This window comes from uncultured Halomonas sp., from assembly GCF_947501415.1.
Classification (GTDB): Bacteria; Pseudomonadota; Gammaproteobacteria; order Pseudomonadales; family Halomonadaceae; genus Halomonas.
The window spans coordinates 32,209-50,477 of sequence record NZ_CANMVL010000004.1; the positions used below are offsets into that span (position 1 = coordinate 32,209).

The window sequence follows — 18,269 nt, forward strand, 5'->3', positions numbered from 1 at the left end:
GTGCCAGTGAGGAGGCCGTGACGCCTGGCGGAGTTCGACACCGACTATGCACGATTCGACAGTTCCTGCCGGCGCAGCTCACTGGGAGTGAGGCCATGCTGTCGCCTGAAGGCGCGAGAGAAGCTCGAGGGTGAGGCGAATCCGCAGGCCAGGGCGATCTGCATGACGCTGTGCGGTGTCACGCGCAGCAAGCGGTGGGCATGATCCAGGCGCCGGGCCAGATAGGCTTGCTGGGGGGAAGTGTCCAGGTGACGCGCGAACAGCCGGTCGAGTCGGCGCCAGGAGATATCGAGTTCGTCGGCCAGCTCGCCGATGCCCAGGGGCGTTTCGAGGTTGGCCTCCATCAGCGCGATGGCGCGTTGCAGCAGCGGCTCCTGGGGGATCACAGGGTCGCGCTGGCGGCTGGCAGGCCGGCGCCCCTGGTCGTGGACCAACTGGTCACGCACCCGGGTTGCCAGGTCCTCGCCGTGCCGACGGAGGATCAGATCGAGGCTCATGTCGATCGCGGCGCTGCCGCCGGCGCACGAGAAGCCCTCGGCGGTCACCTCGTAGATCGACTCGACCGCATCGACCCGGGGAAAGCGGGAGCGAAAGTCGGGCAAGCACTCCCAGTGCAGGGTCACCGTCTGGTCGTCGAGCAGGCCGGCGGCGGCCAGGATGTAGCAACCGGTATCCATGCCCCCCAGCACACAACCCGTCGACGCGCGCCTGCGAAGCCAGGCAACCAGCTCGTCATCGATGGTGCTCTGTGGCTCGAAACTGGCGCATACCGTCAGGCTGGGCAGCGCTGGGGCCTCGTAAAGCGAGTAGCTGACGTTCAGGGTCATGCCGTTGGAGGCTATTACCGGCTCACCATCGCGGCTGATCAGGTCCCACTCGAACAGCCTCTCGCCACTGATGCGGTTGGCGATGCGCAGCGGCTCGATCGCCGAGAAGAAGGCCACCATGGCGAATCGCGGCAGCAGCAGGAAGCCGATGCGTTCTGGGCGGGTATCGGGGGGCTGAATTATCATGATCAGGGGCGCCGAGGTGGTGGCCTGTTGCCGGCCGTTTTTCTTCAGTACCTTGCTGCAAGGGTGCGTGCGGAGTAAATGATACTACTTTCTCGATAGTTTTGGCGATTCTTCCTGGTTGCGAATTTTAAATAACAGGTTTTGGCTATCTTTTCTGAGGAAGTCTTCTGGCTTGCCTTTTGTTTTATACCGGGTATGGTTGTGAGGTTTGGCGGTAACGATCCCATATGCAACATGGCTGCTATGGCAAGCTATTTATCTTGAGGCGTGAAAGTGGCTTTGAGGTCTAGAGTGATTTATGCAAATCGTTCGGTCGGCAAGATTTTCTCCAAGGGTATGTGTCACTCCTTCTTCTTTCGAGGGCGCCCAGTCGATTACGCATCTGTCGTGGAGAAGATCGAAGAACTGGCGGCCGGTGCGGGAGGGGATCCGAGCGTGGCATCGATTGACAAGATGATACGTATCGTCGACCTGTCGACGGGTGAGCGGCGTACCTATACCTTGACAGAGCCCGGCAAGGCGAATCCGAGACGGGGGCTGGTGTCGATATTCTCGCCTCTCGGCGCGGCGCTGCTCTCCTCCAAGGTGGGAGAGGTCGTGAAAGTGGTGATGATGGGGTTTGAAAAAGAGGTGCGCATCATTGAGGTTCAGTAAACAATCAACTCCTGTACAGCCCCACTGATATTGGCTTTAATTATGAGAGGGTGGCGCCTTTCTACAGTGTTATTGAGTTATTGGTCTTTATAAGTTGCTTTCTGGGAGATAAAGCCAAGAGTCTGTTTTCAGTTTAAACTGATGAGTCAGATGAGTAGTTGGGTTGATAGTTGGGTTGATAGTTGGGTTGATAGTTGGATTGAAAGCGGGGCTTGAGGATTAGAATGAGAGATGTGTCAGAGTAAGTTGTTCAAGGTAAAACCAGAATTCATGGAATAAGAATGCCCGCTAAACAGCGGGCATTCTTCTATACGTGTCGGGTCCCAAAGAGCTGGTCCACGGTAGCGTGGTTAAATTTCGGCCCACATTCGCAGCAGGTTCGCCAGGCTCTTCGACAGCATATCGAAGGTGCGGGTCTTGCCATTAACCTCGAACTCCTGGCGGCGAGTGCTATCCAGGTCGAACAGGATCTCGCGCTGCTGGGGGTCACGCACCTGGCTCTGGACCCAGCCTACGACGGCCAGACGCTCACCGCGGGTGACCGGCACGACTCGGTGCAGGGTTGAGGAGGGGTAGAGGATCAGGGCACCGGCCGGCAGCTTGTAAGTCTGCTCGCCAGCGGTCGAGTCGATCAGCAGCTCGCCGCCGTCGTAACTCTCAGGGTCGTTGAGAAACAGCGTGAACGACAGGTCAGTGCGCATCGCCCCCTGGGGGGTGGCCATGATCGCATCGTCGACGTGGTTGCCGTAGCTCATGCCTTCCCGGTAACGGCTGAACAGTAGCGGTTTCATGCGCCTTGGGCGTGCCGCCATCTGAAACAGCGGGTTGGCCTGCAGGCCCTTGGCCACTTCCTTGTGCAGTTCGGCGATATCGGGGTGACGTCCGTCGGCCTGCTGATTGTGTTTGACCGTGCGGGCATGCCAGCCGGCGGTCTCGCGACCATCGCGGAAGGCGGCATCGGTCAGGGTGGTCCGGACGCGGGAGAGCAGCTCGGGGGAGATGGCCTGGTCGATGCAGAGGATCACGGGGTGCTCCAGTCGGTCGAGAAATGAACCACGATTATAAACAACTGGGAATCGTTTGCATTGAGCTTTCCGAGCCGGCACTCTACGCTCGTGCTCCTATCGGCCTGTAGGGCCACTCCCTGTCAAACGTATAAGCTGTCAAATGTATAAATATGGAGGTCTGCATGACAAACAGCACCCGCACCAAGCTTTGGGTCGGCGTCGGCGCCAGCGTTCTGCTCGGCACCAGCGCTGCCGGCTGGGCAGAGGCCGAGCCCGCTGCCGACTATACCCAGGGTCCCGATAGTCTGTTGCTGGCCCAGGCCGATCACGGTGGCGAAGGTGGTGAAGGTGGCGAGGGCGGTGAAGTCGGCCACCACCACGAAGGCGGTGAGGGTGGTGAAGGTGGCGAGGGCGGTGAAGCCGGCCACCACCACGAAGTCGGTGAAGGTGGTGAGGGCGGTGAAGGTGGAGAAGGCGGCCACCACCATGAAGGTGGCGAAGGTGGCGAAGGTGGCGAGGGCGGTGAAGGCAGCGCTTCGACCGACCCCTATGCGGTCTTTGACTATCTGAACGTCTCCGCCGGCGGTGAAGGCGGCGAAGGTGGCGAAGGTGGCGAAGGTGGCGAAGGTGGCGAAGGTGGCTATGCCATCGACGTCAGCAACCCCGGGGTGTATTACACCAACCTGGCGATGATGAAAGGCCATCTTGCCGTGGCCCGCGAGCTTTACCAGGCCGGTGAGCAGACCGCCGCCCAGCCACACTTCGGCCACCCCATCCATGAGCACTATGAGATGCTGGAGCCGGCCCTCGAGGCGCGAGGCGTGAAGGGCATCGAGTCGAATCTGAAAGCGCTGGTCGAGACGATGCGTGGTGGAGGCAAGTGGGAAAGCAAGGCCGATGCCTACACGACCGCGCTCGAGGCGATCGATGACGCCATGCATGACGTGGAAGGTGAGCTGCGCGACGATGTGGCCTTCCAGAGTCGTGCCCAGCTGGCGCTGCTGCGCCAGGCACTGCACGAGTACGAGGAAGCCGTGGATGACGGCCGCTTCGTCAACGTTGTCGAGTATCAGGACAGCCGTGGCTTCGTGCTGACGGCCAGGTCGCTGCTCGAGAAGCAGGCCGGCCTCTATGAGGAGGCTACCTATGACGAGTTGCTCGCGGCCTATGAGTCGACTCTCGAGGCATGGCCGTCCGCGGTGGCTCCGGAGACCCCGGTGATGACGCCGGGTGAGCTCTCTGCACGGCTGTTCAAGCTGGAAGCGACACTCAGCCGCTACTGAGCAGACAGACGGGCCCCGGCAAGCCGCCGGGCCGTCAATGACAAGGCCCGCCCCGAACGTTCCGGGGCGGGCCTTGTCACTGGGGCAGGGTGTCTTGTGCCCCGAGGGGTCAGCTCTGCTTGATGGCCTGCCTGGCTCGGCGCGTCTCGCGCAGCAGCGAGACCAGCACTCCCACGGTCATCACCAGAATGACGGCACTCAGCGGCAGGGCGGCGGCGATCAGCGCCGTCTGTAGCGCCGTCAGGCCGCCGGCCACCAGCAGCACCGCGGCCACCAGGCCGATGACGACACCCCAGAACACCCGGAAGCGTGCCGGCGGCTCGTCGTCACCCAGCGACAGGATGGTGGTCAACACCAGGGTGCCGGAGTCGGAGGAGGTGACGAACCAGCTCATCAACAGGAAGACCATCAGTGCCGACAGTATCCAGCCGAACACGCCGGTACCCACGATGCCGTCGGCCGTAGCAAACAGCGCGGCGGGGAGCTGCCAGGCGTTGACCAGCTCGATGATGCCGGCGCTACCGGGGCCGCCACTGGCATTGAGCTCCTGATACATGGCGTTGCCGCCGAAGATGATCAGCCAGACGAAGATGATCAGGGTGGGGACCAGCAGGACACCCAGCACGAACTCGCGCAGGGTGCGGCCCTTGGAGATACGTGCGATGAACAGCCCGACGAAGGGCGCCCAGGCCAGCCACCAGCCCCAGTAGAAGATGGTCCAGCCCTGCTGCCACGTCTCCGTCGCTGGCTCGTCCGCGAACCACAGCCCCATGGGGATGAAGTTGATCGCATAGTCGAGCAGGGTCTCGCCGAAGGCGGTGATCAGCCACAGGGTGGGGCCACCGATCAGAAAGACGCCGACCACGAACAGCGAGGTCCAGATGTTCATCTCCGAGATGATGCGGATGCCGCGGCGTACCCCGGTAACGGCGGATAGGATCGATATCAGCGAGATCAGGGCGATCAGGAGCAGCTGCGTCTGCAGCCCTGAGCCGATACCCACCAGGCGCTCCAGGCCCACGGCCATCTGGCTGACGCCCAGGCCCAGGGAGGTCGCGACGCCGAAGACACAGCCCAGAATGCCGAGGATATCGAACAGATGCCCCAGTGGGCCGAAGATCCGCTCACCGATAAAGGGATAGAGTGCCGAGCGCAGCGCCAGGGGTAACCCCTTGCGATAGGCGAAGTAGGCCAGCGACATGCCGACGATCACGTAGATGGCCCAGCCGTGCAGCCCCCAGTGGAAGACGGTGACTCGCAGCGCGTCGATGGCCCGCTCATAGCCGATGGCGGTGGCCCCGGCCATGTCGGCGTGGGGGTTGTTGGGGTAGCCGAAGGCACCGGTATCGTCGAGATAGAAGACGGGCTCGGCGACGCCGAAGAACAGGATGCCGATGCCGACGCCAGCGGAGAGCAGCATCGAGAACCAGGCGAAGTTGCTGAATTCCGGGCGGCTGTCATCGGGACCCAGTCGTACGCTGCCGTAACGGCTCAGGACGATGAACGCACAGACCACCAGCAGCAGCATCACCGTGATCAGGTAGTAGCCGCTGAAGGTGCTTTCGATCCAGGTGCGGGTGGCACCGAACAGAGTGTTTGCGGTCTCCGAGCCGAAGCCGGTGAAAGCCACAAATACCAGCACCAGCAGCGCGGAAGTAATGGTCATGCCTCGGTGCATGCCCTGGAAAAATCCACCCTGGGCCAGCTCGGTGACCATGTAGTCGGTGTCGAGCTCGACATAGGGGGAATCATCCTTGGGTGGGGATGAGGGACGAATGGGGGAAGTGTTGTTAGCGATGGTCTTATCCTCTTTAACCGGGCAACGGGCCGGCGATCCCGTAGTGCCGCCCGAAGGCGGCACCGTCGTCGATCAGCCGCAAGCGTTAGCGCCGAATGCCGATGGTACGGCCCGCCAGGGCCGGCCAGGCCGAGGTCTCTGCCTGGGGCAGGGTGGCGATGGCCTCCACGACCTCCGGCGGGAAGGGCGAGGGTCGGCCGCTCGCCTGATTCATGCCCATCAGCATCTGCTCGCTGGTGGCCAGCAGGTTGCCCTCCTCATCGTGCATCTCCAGGAAGGCATGCAGACGCTTGGCATCACGATCCAGCAGGGTCACGGCGACGCTCAGTGGCTGCCCTTCGTGGGCCTCGCGACGATAGCAGAGGTGGGTCTCCAGGGTGTAGATCGTATAGCCGTGGCGCTCGCGTCCTGCGGCGTCCAGGCCGATATGATCCATCAGCGCCTCCAGCGCCAGGGAGAACACCCGGGCATACTCGGCGTCGTTCATATGGCCGTTGTAGTCGACCCACTCCGATGCGACACGGCTCTCCAGGATCACCATCAGATGCGTCCCTCGAGGCCTTCGGCCTCGGGCCAGTACTTCTGCACCAGGTCGAGCAGCTCGACCAGGAAGTCATCGCGACGGCGATCGAGCTCGGCGACCGGCCGGCCGGCGGCCTGATGCTCGCAGCCATCGACCACCTTGTCGATCAGCTCATCGGTGAGCTCGGGAGCTTCCAGCTTGGTCCACGGCAGCTTCAGCGCCGGGCCGAACTGTTCGAGCATATGTCGCATGCCCTGCTCGCCACCGGCCAGATGGAAGGTCAGGAAGGTGCCCATCAGTGACCAGCGCAGGCCGCAGCCGTAGACCACGGCGGCATCGATCTCCTCGGTGGTGGCCACGCCATCGTTGACCAGGTGCAGCGCCTCGCGCCACAACGCTTCCATCAGGCGATCGGCGATATGCCCCTCGATCTCGCGACGCACCACCAGCGGGCGCATGGCCAGATCCTGGTAGAGGGCCTGGGCCGCATCGATCTGGGCGGTCTCGGTAGCCTCGCCGCCGACCAGCTCCACCAGCGGCAGCAGGTAGACCGGGTTGAAGGGGTGAGCGACGATCACCCGGCCGGGCGCCTTGGCGCAATCCTGCTGAAGATCGCTGGGCTTGAAGCCGGAGGTCGACGAGCCAATGATGGTCTCCGTCGCCGCCGCGGCATCCAGGGCCGCGAGGATCTCGCGCTTCAGCTCGAGGCGCTCGGGGACATTCTCCTGGATCAGATCGGCGCCTTCGACGGCTTCTTCCAGGCTTGCGACGAAGCGCAGCCGCTCGGGGCTCGCGCCGTCGGCCAGGCCGAGCTTCTCGAGGGAGCTCCAGGCGTTGTCGACGAAGGCGCGGGTGCGGGCTTCGGCTTCGGGCGCTGGGTCGAAGGCGACGACATCCCAGCCCTGGGCCAGGGCCCGGGCGATCCAGCCGTTACCGATGACGCCGGTGCCGATGACGCTCAGTTGCTGGCTCATGCTTCACCTCCCACGATCTTGCCGGTGCTCGGGTCGCGCAGCTTGAGATGCGCGCGAGTCTCGGCCGGGGTCATGACACGCCCGCCCAGGGTCTCGATAAGGTTGCCGGCCTTCTCGACCAGGCCGCCGTTGGTGGCCAGCACGCCCTTCTCGAGGTAGAGGTTGTCTTCCAGGCCGACCCTGGCGTGGCCACCCAGCATCATCGCCTGGGCCACCATCGGCATCTGGTGACGACCGATGCCGAAGGCCGCCCAGTTGGCGTTCTGTGGAAGCTTGTTGCGCATGGCCAGCATGGTTTCCGGGTCGGCCTCGGCGCCCCAAGGGATGCCCAGGCAGAGCTGGTAGAGCGGGTCCCCGTCGATCAGCCCCTCCTGCTGCAGCTGGCGGGCGAACCAGACGTGGCCCAGATCGAAGCACTCCAGCTCCGGCTTGACGCCGGCCGCCTGCACCAGGCGGGCGTGCTCACGCAGCCAGTCGGCGGTGTTGATATAGACCATGTCGCCGAAGTTGAGGCTGCCGCAGTCCAGAGTGCACAGCTCGGGGAGCAGTTCGCCCACCGGCTCGTGGCGCTGGGCCGGGGTCTGGATGTCGGTGCCCGGGCCGCCGCGGGTCGGGTCCTCGACATCGGGGATCCAGTCGCCACCGCCGCCGGCGGTGATGTTCATGACGATGTCGACGTCCGCCTCGCGAACGCGCTCCATCACTTCACGGAAGTGGTCCAGGGAGTGGCTGATGCCGCCGGTCTCCGGGTCGCGCACATGGATATGCGCAATGCTGGCGCCGGCGCGAGCGGCCTCGATGCAGTTATCGGCGATTTGCTGCGGGGTGACCGGCACATTGGGGTTCTTGCCGGTGGTGTCGCCGGCACCGGTGACGGCGCAGGTCAGAATAACGTTGCGGTTCATGCTCCGCTCCCTGTGTTGGAGGATTTGACCCGCATAGTGTGGCCAGCCATCGATGCACGTTGTTGGCGTTAAGCGACATTTGATTGATTAAAGGCGACGGTTGTGGGGGCTGACGCGGAACATGACTAATAAACAGGGGCCTGCGGAGCGCTTTATCGCTACCCTTGAGCGCCGTAATAAATCCTAACCGGGAGCCCCAATGCTGCTGCTTGACCTCCTTTCGCCGCTCTCCGCCGGCATCAATCTGTTGCTGATCGTGATCTCCGTGTTTACCTCCGCCTTTACCGCGGCGGTAGGGGTTGGCGGCGGGTTGCTGCTGATAATGGCCCTGGCCCAGGTGATGCCGGCGGCGGCGCTGATCCCGGTGCACGGGATGGTGCAGACGGGCTCCAATGTCGGACGGGTAGCGCTGACCTGGCGTCATGTCGACCGCAAGGTGATTGCGGCCTTCCTGCCCGGGGTGGTAATGGGCGCCCTGGCCGCGGCCTGGCTGCTGATACGCCTGCCTGCCGGTTTGCTGGAGCTGTGCATTGCCGCCTTCGTGCTCTACAGCTGCTGGGGACCGGGCTTGCCCAAGCGTGCCCTCGGGCGTGCCGGGGTGCTGCTGGCCGGCGCCCTGACCACACTGCTCTCCAGTCTGGTGGGTGCCAGTGGTCCCATGGTTGCCGCCTTCATCAAGCAGGGTCAGGTTGACCGGCTGACCAAGGTGGCCACCTTCTCGGCCTGCATGAGCGCGCAGCACCTGACCAAGGCCTTCGTGTTCGGCATGGCCGGCTTCGTGTTTCGCGACTGGCTGGGGCTGATGCTGGCCATGATCGCCTCGGGGTTTCTTGGCACCTGGCTGGGGCTGCGCCTGCTCAGACGGCTTTCGGATCACCGCTTCGATACGCTGTTCAAGTGGGCCCTGACGCTGCTGGCGTTGCGACTGGTCTGGCTGGGGGCGACCCGGCTGATGGGATAAGGGGATAGTGGACGCCTCTTTTTTGACGGCTGACACTGTAAACTGGTGTCATGCTGGCCATAATGCCTTTAGAAACCTCAAAAAAAGCGCTTCGGGACATTCGAGGGAGAAGACTATGGTGACCGCGATCATGGCCATGGGCCGCTCACGGCTATTGGCGTTCGGGCTACTGATGAGCCTGGCGGTGGTGCTGGCCGGGGTGGCGCAGGCCAACCCTCGCTATGCGGCCATCGTCGTCGACGTGGAAAGCGGCGAGATTCTGCATGCCGCCAACGCCGAGGAGACGCGTTACCCGGCCTCCTTGACCAAGATGATGACCCTCTACCTGCTCTTCGAGGCGCTCGAGGGGCGTAGCCTGAGTCTGCATCATGCGCTGCCGGTCTCCTCCTATGCGGCTTCCAAGCCGGCCTCCAAGCTCTATGTCAAGGCGGGCTCGACGATCCCGGTGGAGACCGCCATCGAGGCGCTGGTGATCAAGTCGGCCAACGATGTGGCCGTTGTGGTGGCCGAGTCACTTGGTGGCAGCGAGGCCAACTTTGCCCGCATGATGACCGACAAGGCGCGTGAGCTGGGCATGACCCGCACCACCTTCCGCAACCCTCATGGCCTGCCCGATGCCAACCAGACCACCACCGCCCGTGACATGGCGACCCTGTCGCTGCGTCTGATGCAGGACTTCCCCCAGTACTACCACTACTTCTCGCGCACCAGCTTCGACTGGAAGGGCAAGACCATTACCGGGCATAACCGCCTGCTCGACAACTATGCCGGTGCCGATGGTCTGAAAACCGGCTTTATCCGTGCCTCGGGGTTCAATGTGGCGACCTCGGCGGTGCGCAACGGACGTCGGTTGGTGTCGGTGGTCATGGGAGGCTTTACCGCGGCCTCCCGCGACGCTCATATGGCGGACCTGCTGGATCGCGGCTTCGTGCGGGCCTCGCTGTTCGGACGCGGTGACTGGGTGGCCCAGGCCGACTTCTCCGGCGAGCGCATGGATCTGCCCCGGGCGGCACCGGTGCCCAACCGCACGCTGCCATCGGCCCCGCCGGCCGTGCAAGTGGCAAGCCGCCAGACGCCTGAGCCAGCCACTCGGGTGACACGTCGTCTGACGCCCGAGCCGGCGGTCCAGGTGGCCAGCCTGGAGGCGCCCGAGTCGCTGCCCCGCGCGGCCTCTGCGTTGCCCGAGACCGCACAGGGCTCTGCCAACGACCCGATCCGCGAACTGATCAGTCAGGCCGATGCACCGGTCAGCCGTACCACCCAGCGCCTCGAGCCGCTGGGGCGCAGCGGCGGCTGGGGTATCCAGGTCGGCGCCTTCAGCAGCCCCGACAACGCCCGCAACCTGGCCGGCCGTGCCGCCGACCGGCTGGCCAGCGATCTGGCCAATGCCCGCGTGGATGTCCATGAGGTACCTGGGCCGCAATCCCTGTTCCGCGCCCGCCTGGTCAACCTCGACGAGAACCAGGCCTATCGCGCCTGTCGAAGCCTGGTTCAGGATGGCATCGACTGCATGGTGGTCAACGCCACCCTCTAGTGCTTGCCGTTCGTCTGCGAACCTTCTAGCCTGATCTCGATACCACCCCGTCGATCCCTGATCGGCGGGGTGGTGCTTTTGTCACGCTTGAGGAGCGGGAAGGGGAGTCGCGATGTCTGAGTCGTTCAAGGGAATCGGCTTCATGTGCCTGGGGGTGTTCTGCCTGGCGCTAGGGGATGCCATCACCAAGTGGCTGGGTGAAGTGCACTCGCCGCTGCAGATCATCTTCTTTCGCACCCTGGTGTCGTTGCCGCTGATTGCGCTGATCGCGCGTTTCAATGGCGGCCTGCGCACCCTGACTACCCGGCGCCCCGGTGTGCATCTACTGCGTGGGCTGATTTTCACCAGCACCATGATCTGCTTCATGTGGGGGCTGACCCTGCTGCCCCTGGCCGAGACGACCGCCATCGCCTTCGCCGCCCCGCTGTTCGTCACCCTGCTCTCGGTGCCGCTGCTGGGTGAGCGGGTCGACCGGCCGACGCTGCTGGCCACCACGCTGGGCTTTGTCGGCGTGCTGGTGGTGGTGCGACCCGGTGGAGAGAGCTTCCAGCTGGGCGCCCTGGTAGTGGTGGGCGCGGCGGTGTTCTACGCGCTGATGATGATCACCGCACGACGCTACGGTAGCCGCGAGCACCTCTGGGCGCTGGTGTTCTACAGCACCCTGGTGCCGCTGCTGGTCTCTGCCACTACGCTCCCCTGGGTGTGGCAGATGCCAGCCCCGCTGCACTGGCCGGCCTTCCTGGTGGCGGGTTTCCTCGGCGTGGGCGCCATGACCGGACTGACCCTGGCCTTTCGCTACGCACCGGCCGCCCTGGTGGCGCCCTTCGACTACACCGCGCTGCTATGGGCGGTGCTGCTGGGGTGGTGGTTCTGGGGCGAGGTGCCGGACATCTGGGTCTTCGTCGGCGGCAGTCTGATCATTGCCAGCGGCCTGGCGATCGCCTACCACGAGCGGCGCACCTCGCTCGAACGGCGTCCGACCGCCTGACTCAGGCATCAGGCGGGGCAGGCTTCAGTCGGGGCATGATTTAGTTGGGATTGAAGGCACGTGCCGCGGCCTCCGGGTCCGGCATGCCGCAGATCGCCGAGATCACCGCCAGCCCCTGGGCACCGGCCTGGCGCACCGCCTCGGCGTGCTCCGCCTTGAGCCCGCCGATCGCCACGCTCGGCAGGGGGCTGGCCGCCACCAGGCTGGCCAACCCTTCGAAGCCCAGGGGAGCCGCATGGTCGTGTTTGCTGGGGGTGGCGAAGACCGGGCCGAGTCCCAGATAGTCGAGACGCTCGACGTCGAGGCGGGCCATCTGCTCCAGGGTCTGCACCGAAAGCCCCAGGATCGCCTGTTCCCCCAGTGCCGCTCGAGCCGCCGCTACCTCGCCGTCGTCCTGACCGATATGCAGGCCATCGGCGCCACTCTCCACCGCCACCGTCAGACGGTCATTGATGATCAGCGGCACGCCGCTGCCGGCAAGCGCTGCCTTCAGTCGCCGGGCCTGGTCGATCAACTCGCCGTCATCGGCGTGCTTGTCGCGCAGCTGGATCACCGTGGCGCCACCGCGCACCGCGGCCACGACGGTCTTCTCCAGGCCATGGTCGGCACATAGGCTCGGGTCGGTCACGAGGTACAGGGAAAGATCAAGGCGCATCGGACACCTCCAGAGTGGGCAGGGTGACAAGCTGATCGTGGTCGAGGGCGTAGAGGGCATCGAGGAAGGCCACCGCAAAGCTGCCGGGGCCTGTTGCGGTGGTACCGGCGCGGCGCCCCGCCTCGCCGTAGCAGGCCAGCGCCGCCGTGGTGGCGGCAAAGGGATCCTCGGCGTCCACCAAAAAGGCGGCGACTACCCCGGTGAGGGCACAGCCCAGGGTGGTGACCCGGGGCATCAGGGGGTGGCCGCCCGAGATCCGGGCCAGGCGCCGGCCATCGGTGACCAGATCGATCTCTCCGGTGACCGCCACCACCGCGGCGGTACGGCGCGCGAGGCTAATCGCGGCCTCCTCGGCGGCCTCTATGGGGTCGCTGCTGTCGACCCCACGCCCGCCACTGCCCTGGCGCTCCAGGGCGAGGATTTCCGAGGCGTTGCCGCGGATCACCGTCGGCCGGCGTTCCAGCAGGCGCTGGCCCGCCTCGCGACGATAACGAGTGGCGCCCACCGCTACCGGGTCCAGCACCCAGGGCCTGCCCGCCAATTGTGCGGCCTCGGCGGCCTCCTCCATGGCATCAAGCCAATGGGGCGAGAGGGTACCGATGTTGATCGTCAGCGCATCGGCCAGTGCCGCAAACTCGGCGGCCTCCTCGCGGGCATGCACCATGGCCGGCGAGGCGCCCAGCGCCAGCAGCACATTGGCCATGGGGTTCATGGCCACCAGGTTGGTGATGTTGTGAATCAGCGGCGCCCGCTTGCGCAGGCGCGCCAGGTGGGCGGCGGGGTCGATCGATCCGCGGGTGGCGGTAGTCATCATTCCTCCCGGGCGTGGGAGGTGCAGCCGCTGGAGCGGGCTGCACGACTCCCTACGCCGGCATGATCCGGGTCAGGTTCCAAGGGTACGTCTCAACCGCGGTGGATGCCGCAGCGCCCCTGTCGTGGGCATCACTATCCCTGCCCCGGATAAGCCTGTAAAGCCTGGGTATCGAGCCTAGAGCCTGGAACCTGGAACCTAGAACAGGGAGTGATTGATCATCAGGTGCGTCGCCACGCTGGCCGCATAGCCCAGGGCGATGGCGGGGGCCCAGCGTAGATGACCGGCAAAGGTGTAGATCCCGCGAGCCTGTCCCATCAGTGCCACGCCGGCGGCGGAGCCCATGGAGAGCAGGCTGCCACCGACACCGGCGGTCAGGGTGATCAGTAGCCAATGGCCCTCGGACATGTCGGGTGCCATGGAGAGCACGGCGAACATCACCGGAATGTTATCGACCACCGCCGAGACGATGCCCAGCACGATATTGGCCCACAGCGGGTTCCAGCCACCGTAGAGCGTCTCGGAGAGCAGCGCCAGGTAGCCCATGAAGCCCAGTCCGCCCACACACATTACCACGCCATAGAAGAACAGCAGGGTATCCCACTCGGCGCGGGCGATACGGCTGAAGATATCGAAGGGCACCACGCTGCCGAGTTGTTCGAGCTTCTTCCAGTCGCCGCGTTGAGCATAGCGGGTGCGCTTTCTATCCAGCGAGCGCGGCAGGCTGCGGCGCAGGAAGTAGCCGAAGAACTGGAGCATTCCCAGGCCGAACATCATGCCCATCGCCGGCGGCAGGCTGAGCATCGAATGGCACAGCACCGAGATGGCCACGGTGAGCAGAAACAGCAGGATGATGCGTCGAGCACCGCGCTTGAGCCATACCTCCTCGGTGAGCACAGGCGGCTTGCGGTTGCGGATGAAGACGTTCATGACCAGCGCCGGCACCAGGAAGTTGACCAGTGAGGGCGCCAACAGCTGGAAGAATGCGCCGAAGGGCAGCTGGCCGGCCTGCCATACCATCAGCGTGGTGATATCGCCGAACGGGCTGAAGGCGCCCCCGGCATTCGATGCCACCACCACATTGATGCAGCACAGCCGAATGAAGCGGTCATCGCCTTCGGCCACCTTGAGCACCACCGCGCACATCAGCATGGCGGTGGTCATGTTGTTGGCGACCGCTGAGATCCAGAAGGCCAGGAAGCCGGTGATCCAGAACAGGCTGCGATAGCTGAAGCCCTTGCGCACCAGCCAGGCGCGCAGCGCATCGAAGACTCGGCGCTCCTCCAGGGCGTTGATGTAGGTCATCGCGACCAGCAGGAACAGCAGCAGCTCGCTGTACTCGAGCAGCGTCTCACGGAAGGCGGTTTCGGCCTGCTCGGGCAGCCCGGCGCCGGTATAGGCCCAGGCCACCAGCGCCCAGATCAGACCGGCGGCGACCAGCACCGGCTTCGACTTGCGCATATGCAGCACTTCTTCGGACATGACCAGGGCATAGGCCAGCACGAAGAGGGCCACCGAGAGTACGCCGACGCCTGATCCGGTGAGATCGAGGGGGCCGGCGTTGGCCATGGCCAGCGAGGGCATGGCCAGGCAGCAAAGACCAAAAAGGAGAAACGCGCCGAGGCGAGAAGGCGCTTGGCGAAGGGTGTATCGGGAAGATGTCATGGTGGTAGTGAGTCGTTGAGGAAGAGGGGGGGCAGCAGGATAGGCACCGTAGCCTTAAGACTGTCTTAAGGGAGCTCTGGGAACGTTGGCGCAAGGGTGACAGATGGTACCCACTCAACTCCGCAAAAGGAATAGTCCCATGAACCAGTTACACACGCTCTACAAGCCTCTCAAGACAGCCCCGCTACTGGTAACACCTGCCCGCGATGGATTTAATACATCGAATCCCGCCCTCGAGATGCTCACCGACTTCTCGCGAGTGCCACCCCGCACCATCCAGGCCCATGTCGGAATCAACGAGGCGCACTTGATGATGCGTCACGGTGGTTTTCGGCTACTGCTGGTCACGGATGAACAGCAGCACTGCATTGGTGTGCTGGCGGCACGTGAAGTCATCGGTGGTCGTCGCATTACCCTTGCCCAGCAACAGCATGGTATATCGAGCGAAGAGGTGACCGTAGGCATGGTCATGACACCCTGGCAGAAGCTCTCGGCCATGCCGCTGGAGCAGCTTGCCTCTCTGACTATTGGAGACCTGCTGCTGTCATTGGAGTCGATGACCGATCAGCATCTGCTGGTGACCGAACGTGATCCACAAGGTGGCTTGCGAATTCGCGGTCTCGTCTCGGCGGCCGATATTCGTCGGGCGGTCGGGCTGGCGGAGAAGGGAGCCCCTGAGATCGCCTTGGCAAATAGCTTCGCCGATACCTGCAGGATGATGATGGGGCATGATCTGTGAGCCAATGGATGACTCGGCACAGCTCATGTCGCGAAAAGCGTTGTCAGTGTGTCAGCGCTGTAATCTCGAAGATGTTCGGGACGCTGTTGAGTTCTTGACGGCGAAGGTTATTTTTTTGTTGGCGGCGTAATCGCTATCACATAGATGGGGGGCTTTAAGCCTTCAACAGGGGATTTACATGATCAAGGCACTGTTCTGGTGTTTCCTGGTGCTGATTTCTCAGCTAGGGCTGCTGCACTATGTCGACAGACGAGTGCTGGGGATGACGTTCGGTGGAGGCGATACGGCGGCGGACGAAATAACGCCTCAATCGTCCTTAACCGAAGAGTAAGTGAAGAGCGAGGGGTAAATCGAGGCCTCTTCCTGCCTCTTTTAGCCTTGTAAGGGCAGTACCAGGCGGGCAAAGCTAAAGACGAGGTGCTCGAGTTGCCAAGGCTCATGTCATTACATGGAAGCCCGACAAGGTAATCAGGCTGGCTAACACTAGACTGTTGAGAATGTCCCTTGTTTCATCATCCTGCCAGAGACTTGGGGTAAGCAGGGCGAGGGCCATGGTGCCCAGGGCAATCAGCCCCAGCGGCAGCTCAATGGGCTCCCAGCCGGCGGCCAGCACGCCCGCGGCCAACAGCCCCAGGCCGATGAGTATCAGCGGCGCGATGGCACGGTTCTCGGCAAAATGCGTGTCTTCGAGTGTCACTATCGGGCTCTGGGTCATGATATTGCCTCGGGTTGCGGCTGTATCGGCATGCACCATGACTGTGGCGCCCTTTCCTTAAGGGTTTCTTAAGCTGGCATGACCAGAGTGTGACGGCGCCGATCCCGGTATTTTTTCACCACCCGACAGGTTGTTCATCGAGGCTTTGCATCGGGCCCATTCAAGGTCGTGACCCTCATATGCTTGCATCCCTTATTCATCGCTGGCGCTGGCTGGGCGCCTGGTCCCTGGCCAACCTGCTGCTCGCCTGGCTGATCGCCCTGCGCTACCTGCCCTATATGGCCCCCGAGGGTGCCGAGCAGTGGGGCTACCTGGTGCTGGTGTTCCTCGGCCATGTCGCGTTGCTGGTCTGGCTGGGGGCCCTGCCGCTGCTGCTGCTGGCGCCGCTGCTTCGCGCGCCCTGGCTGTGGCTGGTTACCACCCTGTGGGCCAGCCTGCTGCAGCTGGTACTGCTGCTCGATACCTTCGTCTACGCTCAGTACCGCTTTCACCTGAGCGGCTTCATCCTCGACCTGCTGGTCAATGCCGGTGGCGATGTCTTCAGCTTCTCCTGGCTCGCCTGGAGCCTGGCCATCGGTGGGGCGCTGGCGATGCTGGCACTGCAGGGCTCCCTGGGGCTGTGGCTCAGGCGGCGCCCGCCTTCGCGGCCGGTGCTGCCGGTACTCGCCATTGGCCTGCTGGCCCTGTTCGGGGTCCACGGCTGGCACGCCTGGGCGGACGCCCACTACGACCGCGAGATTACCGGCATGACCCGCCATGTGCCGCTGTTCTATCCCGCCACCGCCAAGCGCTTCTTCGTCGAGCGAGGCTGGGTCGACCCCCAGGCGGTGCGTGACCGGGTGGAGCTGGAGGTGGCGGCTGGCAAGGCGCATGACCTGGCCTATCCCTCTGCTCCGCTGAGCTGCTCGCCGCCGACCGCGCCCCACAACCTGCTGCTGGTGGTGCTGGACAGCGCGCGCCATGACCTGCTGACCCCCGAGGTGATGCCGAACCTGAGCCACTATGCCGCCCGCCCCGGCTGGTACCGAGCCGCCGAACACGTCAGCGGCGGCAACTCCACCAAGGCGGGGGTGTTCAGCCTCTTCTACGGCCTGCCGGTCAACTACTGGGACGCCTTCACCGCCGGCCAGACGCCGCCGGTGCTGATGGAGAGGCTCGAGGCCACCGACTATCGCTTCCAGGTGCTCTCTTCGGCGACCCTGGTGAGCCCAGCCTTCGACCGCAACGTCTTCGCCGGCCTGACGGACGTCTCGCTGACGCCGGCCCAGGGCGAGCCCTGGGAGCGTGACCGCCAGATCACCAATGACTGGCTGGCCTGGATGGAGACCTCGGCGGAGGCACCCGAGGCCGCACCATTCTTCGGCTTCCTGTTCTATGACGCCATCCATGGCTACAGCCATCCCCCCGACTTCCCGCGCTTCACCCCCTACTGGGAGCAGATCAACCATATGGCGCTGGGCGCCGAGTTCGACCCCGAGCCCTACTGGAACCGCTACCGCACCGCGGCGCGCTACGTGGATGCGCAGCTCGGACGGGTGCTCGATGATCTCGAGCGACGCGACAGGCTCGACGATACCGCCGTGGTGATCACCTCGGACCACGGCGAGTCGTTCAACGAGCACGGTCGGAACTACTGGGGTCATGGCAGCAACTACACCCCTGAGCAGGTTCAGGTGCCGCTGGTGATGCACCTGCCGGGGCGCCCCGGCGGCGTGCTCGAGGGGCGCACCCAGCATGCCGATATCGCCCCGACACTGCTGGAGGAATTGCTGGGCTGCGAAGCCGTCCCCGAGCGCTATACCCTGGGGCGCAGCCTGCTGGCGCCCGCTGCCCCACGTGACTGGCTGCTCTCCGGCAGCTACATGGGCTACGGCATCCTGCTGCCGGATTACCAGATCGCCGTGCACCCGACGGGTGCCTTCGAGGCCTACGATTACCGTATGAACGCGATCGAGGCGGTGCGCCCATCTCCCGAGGTTGCCGGGGAGGTGCTGCAGGCGCTGTCGCGCTTCTATCGGTAAAGGCACGCCCTGTGTGCAGATGA

Annotated in this window: 18 protein-coding genes and 1 riboswitch; of the genes, 8 read left to right on the top strand and 10 right to left on the bottom strand. The window is 64.2% G+C overall.

Translation table 11 applies throughout. The features are described from left to right. Positions 1-44: 44 nt before the first annotated feature. Entirely contained in the window at positions 45-1,013 is a 969-nt protein-coding gene (locus Q0894_RS02885; protein ID WP_299231321.1) for a GlxA family transcriptional regulator, read from the bottom strand. 291 nt (positions 1,014-1,304) lie between these two features. Between Q0894_RS02885 and Q0894_RS02890 the strand changes: the two genes are divergently transcribed. After that, positions 1,305-1,667, top strand: a complete 363-nt coding sequence (locus tag Q0894_RS02890; RefSeq protein ID WP_299231323.1) for a GreA/GreB family elongation factor — start codon at positions 1,305-1,307, stop codon at positions 1,665-1,667. A gap of 350 nt (positions 1,668-2,017) precedes the next feature. On the opposite strand, the gene Q0894_RS02895 is transcribed toward Q0894_RS02890, so the two are convergent. After that, positions 2,018-2,692 (bottom strand): Fe2+-dependent dioxygenase, encoded by a 675-nt coding sequence (locus Q0894_RS02895; protein WP_299231325.1) that lies wholly within the window; start codon positions 2,690-2,692, stop codon positions 2,018-2,020. Between the two features lie 164 nt (positions 2,693-2,856). Between Q0894_RS02895 and Q0894_RS02900 the strand changes: the two genes are divergently transcribed. Beyond that, on the top strand, positions 2,857-3,957 hold the full coding sequence (locus tag Q0894_RS02900) for a hypothetical protein (protein WP_299231327.1): 1,101 nt from the start codon (positions 2,857-2,859) through the stop codon (positions 3,955-3,957). 109 nt (positions 3,958-4,066) lie between these two features. Here Q0894_RS02900 and Q0894_RS02905 read toward each other — a convergent pair whose 3' ends face one another. The 4 genes from Q0894_RS02905 to Q0894_RS02920 all read right to left on the bottom strand — a co-directional run bounded on the left by Q0894_RS02905 (position 4,067) and on the right by Q0894_RS02920 (position 8,157). Further along, positions 4,067-5,674 carry a BCCT family transporter gene (locus Q0894_RS02905; RefSeq protein WP_299231329.1) on the bottom strand — a complete coding sequence of 536 codons (1,608 nt, stop codon included), beginning with the start codon at positions 5,672-5,674 and terminating at the stop codon, positions 4,067-4,069. Between the two features lie 166 nt (positions 5,675-5,840). Further along, on the bottom strand, positions 5,841-6,296 hold the full coding sequence (locus tag Q0894_RS02910; RefSeq protein WP_299231331.1) for a thioesterase family protein: 456 nt from the start codon (positions 6,294-6,296) through the stop codon (positions 5,841-5,843). After that, complete coding sequence (locus Q0894_RS02915) at positions 6,296-7,252, bottom strand: L-carnitine dehydrogenase (RefSeq protein WP_299231332.1); 957 nt, start codon at positions 7,250-7,252, stop codon at positions 6,296-6,298. Before Q0894_RS02915 ends, Q0894_RS02910 begins: the two co-directional genes overlap by 1 nt. After that, positions 7,249-8,157: a 3-keto-5-aminohexanoate cleavage protein gene (locus tag Q0894_RS02920; protein WP_027960706.1), complete on the bottom strand. Its 909-nt coding sequence runs from the start codon at positions 8,155-8,157 to the stop codon at positions 7,249-7,251. The genes Q0894_RS02915 and Q0894_RS02920 overlap by 4 nt, the downstream gene beginning before the upstream one ends. 199 nt (positions 8,158-8,356) lie before the next feature. Between Q0894_RS02920 and Q0894_RS02925 the strand changes: the two genes are divergently transcribed. The 3 genes from Q0894_RS02925 to Q0894_RS02935 all read left to right on the top strand — a co-directional run bounded on the left by Q0894_RS02925 (position 8,357) and on the right by Q0894_RS02935 (position 11,640). Continuing rightward, positions 8,357-9,118, top strand: coding sequence for a sulfite exporter TauE/SafE family protein (locus Q0894_RS02925; protein ID WP_299231335.1), 762 nt, complete (start codon positions 8,357-8,359; stop codon positions 9,116-9,118). Positions 9,119-9,233: 115 nt separating this feature from the next. After that, a complete protein-coding gene (locus Q0894_RS02930; RefSeq protein WP_299231337.1) occupies positions 9,234-10,652 on the top strand; it encodes a serine hydrolase in 1,419 nt (472 codons plus the stop codon). A 112-nt stretch (positions 10,653-10,764) separates the two neighbouring features. Beyond that, entirely contained in the window at positions 10,765-11,640 is an 876-nt protein-coding gene (locus Q0894_RS02935) for a DMT family transporter (RefSeq protein WP_132041677.1), read from the top strand. 40 nt (positions 11,641-11,680) lie between these two features. On the opposite strand, the gene thiE is transcribed toward Q0894_RS02935, so the two are convergent. The 3 genes from thiE to nhaD form a co-directional block, all read right to left on the bottom strand. Next, positions 11,681-12,295, bottom strand: a complete 615-nt coding sequence (gene thiE, locus Q0894_RS02940; RefSeq protein ID WP_299231340.1) for a thiamine phosphate synthase — start codon at positions 12,293-12,295, stop codon at positions 11,681-11,683. Continuing rightward, positions 12,285-13,109: a hydroxyethylthiazole kinase gene (thiM, locus tag Q0894_RS02945; RefSeq protein WP_299231342.1), complete on the bottom strand. Its 825-nt coding sequence runs from the start codon at positions 13,107-13,109 to the stop codon at positions 12,285-12,287. Before thiM ends, thiE begins: the two co-directional genes overlap by 11 nt. A gap of 29 nt (positions 13,110-13,138) precedes the next feature. After that, positions 13,139-13,237, bottom strand: a riboswitch (TPP riboswitch). A 67-nt stretch (positions 13,238-13,304) separates the two neighbouring features. Beyond that, positions 13,305-14,690 (bottom strand): sodium:proton antiporter NhaD, encoded by a 1,386-nt coding sequence (nhaD, locus tag Q0894_RS02950; RefSeq protein WP_299231344.1) that lies wholly within the window; start codon positions 14,688-14,690, stop codon positions 13,305-13,307. Positions 14,691-14,910: 220 nt separating this feature from the next. Here nhaD and Q0894_RS02955 point away from each other — a divergent pair, with 220 nt between their 5' ends. Together Q0894_RS02955 and Q0894_RS02960 are read left to right on the top strand one after the other, a co-directional pair. Beyond that, positions 14,911-15,510, top strand: a complete 600-nt coding sequence (locus Q0894_RS02955) for a CBS domain-containing protein (protein WP_299231346.1) — start codon at positions 14,911-14,913, stop codon at positions 15,508-15,510. Between the two features lie 178 nt (positions 15,511-15,688). Next, entirely contained in the window at positions 15,689-15,841 is a 153-nt protein-coding gene (locus tag Q0894_RS02960; protein ID WP_299231348.1) for a hypothetical protein, read from the top strand. Between the two features lie 105 nt (positions 15,842-15,946). On the opposite strand, the gene Q0894_RS02965 is transcribed toward Q0894_RS02960, so the two are convergent. After that, positions 15,947-16,225, bottom strand: coding sequence for a hypothetical protein (locus Q0894_RS02965; RefSeq protein ID WP_299231350.1), 279 nt, complete (start codon positions 16,223-16,225; stop codon positions 15,947-15,949). A 179-nt stretch (positions 16,226-16,404) separates the two neighbouring features. Here Q0894_RS02965 and Q0894_RS02970 point away from each other — a divergent pair, with 179 nt between their 5' ends. Beyond that, on the top strand, positions 16,405-18,246 hold the full coding sequence (locus Q0894_RS02970) for a DUF3413 domain-containing protein (RefSeq protein ID WP_299231352.1): 1,842 nt from the start codon (positions 16,405-16,407) through the stop codon (positions 18,244-18,246). Positions 18,247-18,269: the final 23 nt, after the last annotated feature.